Annotated in this window: 7 protein-coding genes; 4 read left to right on the top strand and 3 right to left on the bottom strand. The window is 61.7% G+C overall.

Annotation, left to right across the window (positions count from 1 at the left end):
- Positions 1-112 precede the first annotated feature (112 nt).
- Entirely contained in the window at positions 113-1006 is an 894-nt protein-coding gene (locus tag AC0L2H_RS20505; RefSeq protein ID WP_473591899.1) for a MurR/RpiR family transcriptional regulator, read from the bottom strand.
- 393 nt (positions 1007-1399) lie between these two features.
- Here AC0L2H_RS20505 and metH point away from each other — a divergent pair, with 393 nt between their 5' ends.
- Positions 1400-5209, top strand: coding sequence for a methionine synthase (metH, locus tag AC0L2H_RS20500; protein WP_473591898.1), 3810 nt, complete (start codon positions 1400-1402; stop codon positions 5207-5209).
- A gap of 118 nt (positions 5210-5327) precedes the next feature.
- Here the strand turns inward: metH and AC0L2H_RS20495 are convergent, their stop codons facing one another.
- Together AC0L2H_RS20495 and AC0L2H_RS20490 are read right to left on the bottom strand one after the other, a co-directional pair.
- Complete coding sequence (locus AC0L2H_RS20495; protein WP_473591897.1) at positions 5328-6224, bottom strand: hypothetical protein; 897 nt, start codon at positions 6222-6224, stop codon at positions 5328-5330.
- 132 nt (positions 6225-6356) lie between these two features.
- Entirely contained in the window at positions 6357-8042 is a 1686-nt protein-coding gene (locus AC0L2H_RS20490) for a hypothetical protein (protein ID WP_473591896.1), read from the bottom strand.
- A gap of 237 nt (positions 8043-8279) precedes the next feature.
- On the opposite strand from AC0L2H_RS20490, the gene AC0L2H_RS20485 reads away from it, so the two are divergent.
- From AC0L2H_RS20485 to AC0L2H_RS20475, 3 genes are all read left to right on the top strand, one after another.
- Positions 8280-9146, top strand: coding sequence for a class I SAM-dependent methyltransferase (locus AC0L2H_RS20485; protein WP_473591895.1), 867 nt, complete (start codon positions 8280-8282; stop codon positions 9144-9146).
- A gap of 381 nt (positions 9147-9527) precedes the next feature.
- Positions 9528-12107: a bifunctional diguanylate cyclase/phosphodiesterase gene (locus AC0L2H_RS20480; protein ID WP_473591916.1), complete on the top strand. Its 2580-nt coding sequence runs from the start codon at positions 9528-9530 to the stop codon at positions 12105-12107.
- 159 nt (positions 12108-12266) lie between these two features.
- On the top strand, positions 12267-12986 hold the full coding sequence (locus AC0L2H_RS20475) for a LuxR family transcriptional regulator (protein WP_473591894.1): 720 nt from the start codon (positions 12267-12269) through the stop codon (positions 12984-12986).
- Positions 12987-13146: the final 160 nt, after the last annotated feature.

Genomic DNA, 13146 nt, shown 5'->3' with positions numbered 1-13146 from the left:
TCGCCGGCGCGGAAGGCCTCGTCTCGTTTGGGCAGTAGCTGGCTCATGCTTTCTGGTCCTGTTTTGCCTATTTGGTTTGGGCCGATTTGGCCTGGCTTTAATTGGCTTGCCTTTATTTGGGCCCGGGCGCGCTGCGCGCGCCCTTCTCTTCTGAGCTGTCGAGGGTCACGGCATTGGCGTGACGTATCTCCTCCAGCCGCTCGATGCGTTCGTGCGCGGCCTCGCTCAGCGTCGAGACGATGTGGGCGACCAGCGCTTCCATCTGCGCGATCGCCGGCGCCAGCGTGTCATAGGGGGAGGCGACTTCGAGCGGGCTGACGATGGTGACTTCGGCGAGATCGGCGATCGGCGACAGCCATTGGTCGGTGAACAGCACGATGTGGACATCGCGCGCCGCTGCCTGCCTGGTGTATTCGATGACGTCGAACTGATAGCGGCGGTAGTCGAAGACGACGAGCACGTCACGGCGGCCGAGATCGGCCAGCGTGTCGAAGGCCTGTGCCGACAGTGTGCCGATGTCGCGTACGCCCGGCCTGAACTGCAGCAGGTAACCGGCGAACATGCTGGCGACATGGCGGCTGAAACGGCCGCCGAGCAGGGCAACTTCGCCCTTGGTCTCCATCAGCAGGCGGGCGGCGCGGTCGTAGCTCTGCAGCGGCGTCAGGCTGACCGATTTCTCGAGCGCCGTGCTGACCGAGCCGAGATAGGCGAGGATGGCGCTGTCTTCGGCGCCGGACGGCCGCTTGGCCTCCATCATCAGCAGCGGCGAATGCAGCCTTGCCTCGACCTCGGCCAGCAGCTTGGCCTGGAAATCCGGGAAACCCTCATAGCCGAGCTTCACCACCAGCCTGACCACGGTCGGGTCGCTGACGCCGGCGCGCCGCGCCAGCGCCGAGGCTGTGCCGAGGCCGGATGTCGGATAATCGGTCAGAAGCAGCCGGACGATTTTTTCCTCCGACGGCGTCAGCGCCAGGTCCTGTCGCATCAGAACATCGCGTATCGCCATTGGCCTCCCCGAAATCCGCGTTGGGCTCTCTGCCTCATTGTGTTGAGTTTATTACAGGGATTTTGATTTCGGTCAACAATGAAGAGACATTGACATAATCGAACGACTGGTCGCAGCTTGTTCGAAAGTAGCCAGGACACTGTGGGGGAGCAGCCATGCGGAACGGAAGTATCGCTATCGTCGTATAGTGGGATCGAGCGCCGCCTATCATCTGGTCGGGGCCGGTGCGGCGGTGGCCTCTTCGAACAGACGCACCCCGCCGGCGGGTCAAGCAGACGGCCGGTGTAGCGCCCGTCGGTAACCTAGGGCGTGACATCGGCAGGTAAATAGCGTATATTGACATAAAGATGTCTTTATGTGACTTAAGCGCGACCGTCGCCTTAAGGATGAAAAATGTCGCAAAACTCTTCATCATTGGACGATCTGTTTGGCCCCGTTGCGGAAAAGCCGGACGGTTCGGAAGTGCTTGCGGCGCTGACGGCGGCGGCGCGCGAGCGCATCCTTATTCTCGACGGCGCCATGGGCACGCAGATCCAGGGTCTGGGCTTCGACGAGAACCACTTCCGTGGCGACAAATTCGCCGACTGCGCCTGCCATCAGCAGGGCAACAACGACCTGCTGATCCTGACGCAGCCCAAGGCGATCGAGGAGATTCACTATCAGTACGCCATATCAGGGGCTGACATTCTCGAGACCAACACCTTTTCCTCGACCGCCATCGCTCAGGCCGATTACGGCATGGAGGACGCGGTCTACGCGTTGAACCGCGACGGTGCGCGGCTGGTGCGCCGGGCAGCGCTGAGGGCTGAGCAGGAGGACGGCAAACGCCGCTTCGTCGCTGGCGCGCTGGGGCCGACCAACCGTACCGCGTCGATGTCGCCGGACGTCAACAATCCCGGCTATCGCGCCGTGACTTTCGACGAATTGCGCCATGCCTATGGCGAGCAACTGCGCGGTCTCATCGACGGCGGCGCCGACATCATCCTGATCGAGACCATCTTCGACACGCTGAATGCCAAGGCGGCGATCTTCGCCTGCAACGAGATCTTCATCGAGAAGGATGTGCACCTGCCGATCATGATCTCCGGCACGATCACCGACCTGTCCGGCCGCACGCTGTCCGGCCAGACGCCGACGGCGTTCTGGCACTCGGTCCGTCACGCCAACCCGTTCACGATCGGGCTCAACTGTGCGCTCGGCGCCAACGCCATGCGCGCACACCTGGCCGAGATTTCCAGCGTCGCCGACACCTTTGTCTGCGCCTATCCGAATGCCGGCCTGCCCAATGAATTCGGCCAGTATGACGAAAGCCCGGATTTCATGGCCGCGCAGATCGAGGATTTCGCCCGCGAGGGCCTGGTCAATGTCGTCGGCGGCTGCTGCGGTTCGACACCGGACCACATCCGCGCCATCGCGGCGGCGGTGAAGCAATATCCGCCGCGCGCCATTCCCGACATCGAACCCAGGATGCGCCTGTCCGGGTTGGAGCCGTTCACGCTGACCGACGAGATTCCATTCGTAAATGTCGGCGAGCGCACCAATGTCACCGGCTCGGCGAAATTCAGGAAGCTGATCACCGCGGGCGACTATGTCACCGCGCTCGACGTCGCGCGCGACCAGGTCGCCAATGGCGCCCAGATCATCGACATCAACATGGACGAGGGCCTGATCGATTCGAAGAAGGCGATGGTCGAATATCTCAACCTGATCGCCGCCGAGCCGGATATCGCCCGCGTTCCAGTGATGATCGACAGTTCCAAATGGGAGATCATCGAGGCCGGCCTGAAATGCGTGCAGGGCAAGCCGCTGGTCAATTCCATCTCGATGAAGGAGGGCGGGGAGGCCTTCCTGCACCATGCGAAGCTCGTCCGCGCCTATGGCGCGGCGGTGGTCGTGATGGCTTTCGACGAGGACGGCCAGGCCGACACCAAAGCGCGCAAGGTCGAAATCTGTACCCGCGCGTACAAGCTTTTGACCGAGCAGGCCGGCTTCCCGCCCGAGGATATCGTTTTCGATCCGAACGTCTTCGCCATCGCCACCGGCATCGAAGAGCACAACAACTACGGCGTCGACTTCATCGAAGCCGCGCGGCAGATCACGGCGACGCTTCCCCACGTCCACATTTCGGGCGGCGTGTCGAACCTGTCCTTCTCCTTCCGCGGCAACGAGCCGGTGCGCGAGGCCATGCATGCCGTGTTCCTCTACCACGCCATCCAGGCGGGCATGGACATGGGCATCGTCAATGCCGGGCAGCTTGCCGTCTACGACACGATCGATCCGGAACTGCGCGAAGCCTGCGAGGATGTCGTCAACAACCGCGAGCCGAAGGGCGGCGGCACTGCGACCGAACGTATGCTGGAGCTCGCCGAACGCTTCAAGGGCACGGCCGGAAAGGAAGCGCAGGAGCGTGATCTCGCCTGGCGCGACTGGCCGGTCGAGCAACGTATTTCGCACGCGCTGGTCAATGGCATCACCGAATTCATCGACGCGGACACGGACGAGGCGCGGCGCGCCGCCGAGCGGCCGCTGCACGTCATCGAAGGCCCGCTGATGGCGGGCATGAATGTCGTCGGCGACCTGTTCGGCGCGGGAAAGATGTTCCTGCCGCAAGTGGTGAAGTCCGCGCGGGTGATGAAACAGGCCGTTGCCGGCCTGCTCCCGCACATGGAGGCGGAGAAGCTGGCGAACGCCGCCAACGGCATCGACAATGGCGAGCGCCAGACCGCCGGCAAGATCCTGATGGCGACGGTGAAGGGCGATGTCCACGACATCGGCAAGAACATCGTCGGCGTGGTTCTGGCCTGCAACAATTACGAGATCATCGATCTCGGCGTCATGGTGCCGGCGACGAAGATCCTGCAGACGGCGCGCGAGCAGCAGGTCGATATCATCGGCCTGTCCGGGCTGATCACGCCGTCCCTAGACGAGATGGCGCATATGGCGGCCGAGATGGAACGCGAAGGCTTCGACATTCCGCTCCTGATCGGCGGCGCGACCACCAGCCGCGTGCATACGGCGGTCAAGATCCATCCACGCTACACCAGCGGCCAGACGGTCTATGTCGCCGACGCCAGCCGCGCGGTCGGCGTGGTGTCGGCGCTGCTGTCGAACGAGGCCAAGGGCGGCTATGTCGACAATGTCCGCGCCGAATACAAGAAGGTTGCCGATGCGCATGCGCGCTCAGAAGCCGACAAGCAGCGCCTGCCGCTCGCCAGGGCGCGGGCCAATGCGCACAAGGCCGACTGGTCGGCCTATGAGCCGCCGAAACCGTCCTTCCTCGGCCTGAAGATCTTCGAAAACTGGGATCTGTCCGAGCTTGCCCGCTATATCGACTGGACGCCGTTCTTCCAGACCTGGGAGTTGAAGGGCCGCTATCCCAAGATCCTCGAGGACGAAGCTCAAGGGCCGGCGGCACGCCAGCTTTTCGAGGACGCGCAGGCGATGCTGAAGAAGATCATCGCGGAAAAATGGTTCGCGCCGAAGGGCGTCATCGGCTTCTGGCCGGCCAATGCCGTCGGCGACGATATCAGGCTGTTCACGGACGATAAGCGCTCGCAGGAACTGGCGACCTTCTTCACGCTGCGCCAGCAACTGACCAAGCGCGACGGCAAGGCCAATGTCGCGCTGTCGGATTTCGTCGCACCCGCCGACAGCGGCAAGGCCGACTATCTCGGCGGCTTCATCGTCACCGCCGGCATCGAGGAAGTGGCGATCGCCGAACGCTTCGAGCGGGCCAATGACGATTATTCCTCGATCATGGTCAAGGCGCTGGCCGACCGTTTCGCGGAAGCCTTCGCCGAGCGCATGCACGAAAAGGTGCGCAAGGAATTCTGGGCCTATGCACCCGATGAGGACTTGGCGCCGGACGAACTGATCGGCGAACCCTATCGCGGCATCCGCCCGGCGCCCGGCTATCCGGCGCAGCCCGACCATACCGAGAAGGCGACGCTGTTTCGCCTGCTCGACGGCGAGCGCAATGCCGGCGTCAGCCTGACCGAGAGCTTTGCGATGTGGCCGGGCTCATCCGTTTCCGGCATCTATCTGTCGCATCCCGAAAGCTATTATTTCGGCGTCGCCAAGGTCGAACGCGACCAAGTCGAGGACTACGCCCGGCGCAAGGCGATGCCGCTGGCCGAGGTCGAGCGCTGGCTCGGCCCGATCCTCAACTATGTCCCGGCGCAAGGGCTCGATGCGGCCGCGTAAATGACAGCAGCTTTGCCCAGTTGCGCACTCGTTGCGCAGACAGGGTGAGCCAATCGGCACAGGCGATGGTACGGCAGCGTTGTATGACTTGGTGCGTGAAGCTGTCTTTCGACGAGGTTCAGTCTCGGCGATGGATTCGCATATCAAGAATGTTGCTCTGAACCAGTGACTGCACTCCCGCCGCTCCTCCAACGCCTGAAGAGTAATCGGCGAATGCCCAAATGCCTACGTTGAAGGCGTATTCGCCCGGGTCGATTCGTCCTCCCATTCCATTGGGATATACGCCGCCCGCGAAGTTGGTCCGATCGCTCGCATCCTCTGAGAGACCGCTCACGCGTCTGTGCCATAACGGAGAGTTGCCCGCCATCAAGACCTGGCCACCCCTCATAAAAGTCGTCTCCAGGCCACCCTCCGAGGTGGCACTCGCGCCAATGCCGCGTGCGCCCATGGAAAAGGAATGGCGCGATGAGCGCGACGCGAACAATTCGACGACGATCGGGCGATCGGTCCGCACAACGCAGCCTACCCCGATGTGTGCGTTGACAAAACGATCGGCGCCACCCGCGACCCCGCCGCCGGCCCGTGCATCCACGCTGAGGCGCCCCCCTTGGTCGCCGCTCTGGGTGAAGGGAAGAGCCCCTCCATCGTGATGCCATCTCCAGGCGAAATCGAAGGGAGGAAGCCGCAGCTCGACGCTCCTGTCAGTCGGCGACACAGGGACCACGCGGTCGCGTGCGCCGCCAGGCGGGTCCTCTGGGAGCAGGCTGTCCTCAGCCTCTACTGGCCGCTTGCTGAGCCCTTCGAGTGCCTTCGCAGCACCGGGATCCGCTCGCATCAGCTTCGCCAGGGGCGCCGTAATCGCGTCACGTAGCTTGTCTTCCTCGGTCGATCGCGCGCGGGCCGCGTCGGCCTCCGCACGCGTGCGCTCCACCGTCGACGCGATCGACTGCTCGACCATCTCGCGCTGGCCCGGCGTCAGGCTCGCATTGAAGTAGATTTCGATGCCGTCAGGCATGCGACATCCCCCCGTTTGGACGCTTGACCTTAACACGTCGATCACCGGTTGTCGCACCGGTTTCGGCATACAGTGGCACCGCAGTCCGCCAATCGCAGGGTCCGCATGCGCCCTTGCGGCAAGCTGAGGACTTTAATGACAGCAGCTTTGCCCTGGCTGCACGCTCGTCCTGCACAGGCAGGACGAGCTGATCGGCACGTCCGCCTTGGCGAGCGCGACCGTGAGCTTGGCCTGCAGCGTGGGTAACTCTTCGGTCTCGCCGCGCAGTTTCAGGCATTCCACCAACCCGTGTAGCGCCCATACATTGTTCGGATGCTGCGCGCAGCGCTGCACTGCGCCGCTTAGGCCGAGATCGTCGCGGTAGACCTGCTCGGCCTCTTGCGCGAAGCCCTGGTCCAGCAGCAGCGCCGCCAGCGCATGGCGCGGCGGGTGCATCCACGCCCACGGCTCGGTGTAGGACAGATTGTCGTCGATCTCGACCGCTTGCCGCAGATGCGCGTAGGCCTCGTCATGGCGGCCCTTGTGATAGGCGAGTTCGCCATCGAGCAAAGCCGCACCCACGGCCAGCGAGGCCCGTGTCGGGTTGCTGAGGAAACGCCGCTCGGGTGGGATGCGCGCCAGGTGCCGATGGAACCGTTCGCGTTCCTGCTCCGCTTTGGCGAAATCCCTGAGCGTGGCATGCGCGACGCCTTTGGCGTAGTGCTGCATGGCCGTGGTCAGGACGTAGAGCTCAGGCTCGTCATCCAGCGGTTCGTCGATGATCTCCTGCCAGCGGCCGAAGCGCACCAGCACATGCGATTTCATCGCATGGTAGCCTTCCACCGTCTGCGTGAGCTTTGGCCGGTCCGGGATGCTGACGACGTCGCGCGTCACGAGGCTGCGCACCTTGTCGGCGGCCCACAGCGCCGGCTTGTACTGGCCAAGCAACATGCAGGTGAACATCATCAGATGCAAATCGTGGCAGCAGCCAAGCAGATAATAGGTGGGCTCGCCGGCATAGGCGAGATAGAAGTCGTTGGCGCGAACCGCCTTTTCGCTGGTCAGCTTCGCCTTCTCGTATTCGCCGCACAGCACGTAGATATGCCCCGGCATGTGGTTCATGTGCCCGGCATCGGGGCACATCGTGCCGAGCAGGTCGGCCGAGCGCATGCCGCGTTCCGGCATGGTCGACATTTCCAGCAGGTGGATGTGAAGGTGGACGATCGCCGGATGCTGTGCCGCACCGGCCTCGTCGGCGAGCCGGATCGACCGCTCGCAAACCTCGAGCGCTTCCAGCACATCCGAATTCGGCGCGGGCTTGCCGGTCTTGAGGTCCCACAGACGCCGCACGGTGCGCATCATCAGCGCCTCGACCAGCAGCGCCATCACATCATGATCGTCGGGAAAGCTTGAGTAGACCCGCCGCATCTCGGCGGCATAGGCATCGTCCCATTGCTCGAATGTCGGCGGGGCCGAGACATGCGGCTCTGGGAAACGGCAGGCCAGCGCCTCGATCAGGCGCCTTTCCGCATCACTGGCGCGAGCGGCGTTGGCGCGCGCAAGCTGGACATGCCGGAAGCAGAGCCTGGCCGCCCGGTTGGCCTCCGCTTCGCCATGCTCTTTCCAGGTCAGATTGTAGAAAGGCCCGGCGGCGTAGGCGATGCCCCAATGCACCATCGGGCAGTCGCCGTCCGTTTCCAGCGCCTTCTCAAAGCACTTGATGCCTTCTTCGTGGTTGAAGCCGTAGCACCAGTTCAGGCCGATATCGAACCAGCGCTGGGTCTCCGCCGAGCGGGTGGAGATGGGGCGGCGGTAGGCGCCGAGATCGAAGCGATCCATGGATTCTCACGCAATTGCCGGCGAGCCTGAGCCGGATTCATCTGCGACCACTTTGTGCTGAATGCGCATGGCTAACGCAACCGCTGTGAGGTTGCTGGAGAAGCGGCCGCGGTGGACGGCTTTGCGTCGCGTTGGTGCACCGGCCCCGCCTTGGATTGACGCGAGACCCATTAGCTGCAAGATATATTAACGTTTTGTTTACCAAATATTGGTCTCGGCGGAACTTTGGGGGGCAAGTTGGAACCGTTTCTGGGTGCGAACCGCCTTAATTGGGATGATCGGGCCGAACTGCATTCGACCGACACGACCGGCAGCTACCACATCGAGAATGTGCTGGCAGGCGGATCCAATCTCTATGAGCTGGAAACGCGCGAGGTCGGCGATATCATCGGCAAGGACATCGTCCATCTGCAATGTCATATCGGGCTCGACACGATCAGCTTGAAGAACCTGGGCGCGGGCAGCGTGACCGGCCTCGACTTTTCACCGACAGCGATTGCAGCGGCACGGGATTTCGCCGCGAAGGCAGGCACGGATGTGCGCTTCGTGGAAGCGCCACTGTTCGAGGCAGTCGAAGCGCTCGGCCGAACCTTTGACATCGCTTACGTTACCTGGGGTTCGGTAAACTGGCTGGACGACGTGTTCCGTTGGGCGCGGGTGGTTGCCGATCTCCTGCGGCCCGGCGGCCGGCTTTATCTGGCCGAGGGCCATCCCCTGATGTTCCAGTGCGACCGCAAGGCTGCGGCGCTGGAGTTCAAGCACGACTGGCGAACGCCAATAGCGCGGCCACTCGCGTGGAACGAGGAACGGACCTATACCGGCGACGACCGTGTCTTGAAACATCCCCGCTACTATGAGTGGATCCATCCGGTCAGTGACGTGGTCAACGCGCTGATTGCAGCCGGGTTGACGCTTGATTTTCTCAATGAGCACGACACGGTTTCGTGGCAGCACTTTTCGTTTGCCGTCAGGGCCGGCAAGGATATGTACGGCCTGCCGGAGAACTCTCCCAAGATCCCGATGGCCTATTCCATCGGCGCGACGAAGCGTAGCGTCGGCAAGATTCCATACCTTGTTACCCCCAAGACGATTGAGGGCCACTAGTCCTCCTGGTTTTGCATTTTCATCGCGGAATCATGGTTTCGCGGCGCGCTGTGACGGTCCTGTCGCTCGTCCCCAGGCAGCCCATACCTTCAAAGTCATGGATGGTCGTGTCGTTACCGTCGCCGGCGTCGATGCCGAAAAGCAGCTGGGATCTCAAGCGAAACCACAGGTCCGTCCCAGCACTCCGGCATCAGCGATCGAAAAGTGCAAAAGTTTTAGGACAGGTGAAGGTCAAAATTAAATACTTGACAGCTAATATTCCATCGTCGGGTCAGTCCGGGAACCCGACTGGCAGTGAGGAATCGCCTATTGGCTCTTTTCCGCGCTCGGTTCGAGAGTGTTAGAAAGGCTGTTTTTTCGTCGGCAAATATTCCGGCGGCAATGGCCCTGGTGGTTATTGCCATCAGCGCGGTATTCGCGGACCACCAGAATAAGGTCCTCTCGGACCAGTCCGCCCGCGCGGATGTCCTGGCCAAGGTCAATCTCATCCGCGCCAAGCTCGAAGGCAACATCAACGGAAACCTTCAACTCGTGCAGGGACTGGTCGCGGCGGTCGTGACCGAGCCCTATATGGGACAGCAACGCTTCGCCTCGCTCGCGGGCAACCTGCTTGGCGGGGGCTCGCAATTGAAGAACATTGCCGGCGCGCCAGATCTGGTCATTTCCCTGATGTACCCGATGAAGGGCAACGAGAAGGCGCTGGGCCTCGACTATCTCAAGGACGAACGGCAGCGTGCGGGCGCGCTGAGGGCGCGGGACGAACGCAAGCTCATCCTGGCCGGTCCCGTCGATCTGAGGCAGGGAGGGCAGGGCTTCGTCGGCCGTATTCCGGTTTTTGTACCGAGCGCGGGCAACACGGAACGGTTCTGGGGCATCATTTCGGCCGTTGTCGACGTGCAGCGCCTTTACAAGGCGAGCGGCCTGCTTGACGACGATCTCGGGATTGACATAGCGCTGATCGGCAAGGACGCTCTCGGTCCAGCTGGAGATCAATTCTTCGGCAATGAGCGCGTCGGCAAAAGCGATCCGGTGACGGCCGATGTTCTGCTGCCGTCCGGTTCATGGCGGATCGCAGCCATTCCCAAGGATGGCTGGCCTGCGACGCCCGCCAATGCGTGGTTCTTGCGCGCAGTCATGGGGCTGGCCGGGGCGCTGGTTGTGATCCCCTTCCTGGTTACGGGTCGCCTGATTGGCGAGAGACAGCGCAACTATGCGGAACTGCGTCGATTGTCGAGACGCCTGGAACTCGCTCTCGAAGCGTCGGCTATTGGCGTTTGGGAACACGATCTCGCCACCAACGAACTGACGTGGGACGATCGCGTCAATGAGATATATGGCAAGCCGACTGGTGAGGGCCGCGGCTACACGGACTGGGCGGGAGCAATCCACCCGGATGATTTGGCTGGCGCCAACGCCGATTTCGACAAGGCGATGGCCGACGGCGGACCATATTTGTCGGAGTACCGGATTATTCGTCCGGATGGCGAGATTCGTCACGTTCGATCCAAAGCGATTATTTACCGGGTCGCCGACGACACCCCGAAGATGATTGGCGCGGAATGGGATGTGACAGCCGATGTCCTGCTGAACAAGGACCTCGTTCGCGCAAAACAGCTTTCCGAGTCAAAAAATGCCGAACTCGAGTCGGCCAGGGCGCGCATAGAGCACATCGCGCTGCACGATTCGCTGACCGGCTTGCCCAACCGGCGTTACCTCGACCAGGTGCTGGAAGATTACGCAGCCAACGCCAGGCGCTCCGGCGGGCATGCGGCACTGCTTCACATCGACCTGGATCGGTTCAAGCACATCAACGATACGCTTGGCCACGCCGCGGGCGACGCAATGCTTGTTCACGCGTCGACTGTCCTGCGGTCCAAGGTCGATGATGAGGGATTTGTCGCTCGCATCGGCGGAGACGAATTCATCATCCTGTGCGTGGTGCATGACGATATCAAGCAACTGGCGCAGCTCGCCGAGCGCGTCATCAGCCAGATGCGCGAACCCGTCTACTATCAGGGCCACCGATGCCGTTTTGGGGTGAGCGTCGGAATTGCAGTCGACAGACGAAAAGATATCGAAGCCAAACACCTGCTGGTTAACGCTGATATCGCGCTTTATCGGGCAAAGAGGCGTGGGCGCAATCGATACGAATTCTTCACCGAGGCGATGCAAAGCGAAATCGTCGACACAAAACGGATTGCCGACGAAATTCTCGGCGGCCTTGAGCGCAACGAGTTCATTCCCTTCTACCAGCCACAATTCGACGCAAAAACGCTCGAAATTGTTGGGATTGAGGCGCTGGCGCGATGGAGGCATCCGGCGAAGGGTATTTTGGCGCCCGATGTCTTCCTGAAGACCGCGGAAGAGCTGAATGTCGTCTCGACCATCGATCGAACCATACTTGAGCAATCGCTTTCGGATTTCAAAGCATGGTCCGCCGCGAATATTCGCATTCCGCGGGTATCGGTCAATGTTTCGGCGCGACGCCTTCAAGATGACCAACTCATCAAGAGTTTGAAGAAGCTGCATATCAAGAAGGGAACAGTTTCGTTCGAGCTCGTTGAGTCAATTTTCCTTGACGAGAATGACGATTTTGTCAGCTGGAATGTCGAACAGATAAAAGAACTCGGCATTGACGTGGAAATAGACGATTTTGGTACCGGTTATGCCTCGATAGTCAGCTTGCTCAAGCTGCAGCCTCGCCGGCTGAAGATAGATCGCCAGCTGGTCATCCCAATTGTCAAATCGCCGCAACGAAGGCAGGTCGTCTCCTCGATCATTGAAATCGGCAAGTCCCTGGGTATCGAGGTCATAGCCGAAGGTGTCGAGACAATGGAGCACGCGCGGATACTCAAGAGCCTGGGTTGCGACATACTGCAGGGCTATGCCTTCGGGCGTGCGTTGGATTCCGATGGACTGAAGGCCTTTGTCAGTTCCCGACGTCTGCGCGTGGCCAGCTGACCGCGCCCACCCTGGAGGGATCGGACGAACGGCTCCGGCTGGGTAGAGGAAGCGTCCGCCGCCCTTTTGGCTCCAGCCTCGCCATGCAGCGACGGGATATTCGAAGCTTCTAATTTGATGTATGCTTGTCTTTCGGCATGGAGGCGGGGGGTCTCTGGCATGATTGATTCAGACGTGTTCGACTTTGTCGAACGCTGCAGGAAGCACACAGCGGCAGGGCCGCTTCTGGGCGATCTTCTTGAAACCGTGAAAAACCTCGGCTTCGAGCATCTTATCCTGAGCGGGGTTCCGCTCAGCGGCCAGAAACTTGCGCCGATGGTCGAACTGAACGGTTGGCCCGCGGGCTGGTTCGAGCGCTATGTCGAAGCCGAGCATGCCGCTGTCGACGGGGTCTGCATCTATTCGGCCAAGACCCTGAAGCCGTTCTTCTGGGCCGATGTTCCCGCAAAATGGTCCGACACGGACGATTCCCGACGCGTTGCCGGCGAAGCGACCGAGTTCGGCATAGCGAGCGGCTTTGCGGTGCCGATGCTCAGCGTCCATCATTGGCAATCCGTGCTGTCGTTTGCCTCTGCGGCAAAGTCCTGCACTCTGTCGCCGCGCCAGCAGGTGCAACTGGTGACGATGGCGGTTTATGCCGGCATGTCGATCCAGGCCTTGTCAGATGACGATGACGGCGAAGGCCTGCTGACCGACCGGGAAAGAGAAGTGCTCTTGTGGGCCGCGGCCGGCAAGACCTCGTCGGAAACATCCCAGATCCTCGGCCTGACCGAACGCACCGTCAAATGGCACTCGACGCGGGCGCGCGAGGCCTTTGGCGTCGCCACGACCACGCAGGCTGTTGTTGAGGCGGTGCGCAGGCGCCTGATCCACCCCTAGAGCATGATCCCGCAAAGTTGCAGACTTTTCGGGCAAGATCATGCGGAAAACAAAGAGCTAGAGCAGGACGACCGTACTGCTCCAGCTGCGTCAACTGTTCGATCGGACAGGTGACGTATATTAGCGCGGCTGCGACTATCCACCCGAGAACGATCGGGGG

The sequence above is a fragment of the Mesorhizobium sp. WSM4871 genome (assembly GCF_055811295.1).
The sequence above is the reverse complement of the archived record's forward strand: the minus strand, read 5'-3'. Positions and strand labels throughout refer to the sequence as shown.

Excerpts from the sequence above, each read along its gene's own strand:
- AC0L2H_RS20505 (WP_473591899.1), bottom strand. The coding sequence starts at position 1,006 with ATGGCGATACGCGATGTTCTGATGCGACAGGACCTGGCGCTGACGCCG.
- metH (WP_473591898.1), top strand. The coding sequence starts at position 1,400 with ATGTCGCAAAACTCTTCATCATTGGACGATCTGTTTGGCCCCGTTGCG.
- AC0L2H_RS20495 (WP_473591897.1), bottom strand. The coding sequence starts at position 6,224 with ATGCCTGACGGCATCGAAATCTACTTCAATGCGAGCCTGACGCCGGGC.
- AC0L2H_RS20490 (WP_473591896.1), bottom strand. The coding sequence starts at position 8,042 with ATGGATCGCTTCGATCTCGGCGCCTACCGCCGCCCCATCTCCACCCGC.
- AC0L2H_RS20480 (WP_473591916.1), top strand. The coding sequence starts at position 9,528 with ATGGCCCTGGTGGTTATTGCCATCAGCGCGGTATTCGCGGACCACCAG.
- AC0L2H_RS20475 (WP_473591894.1), top strand. The coding sequence starts at position 12,267 with ATGATTGATTCAGACGTGTTCGACTTTGTCGAACGCTGCAGGAAGCAC.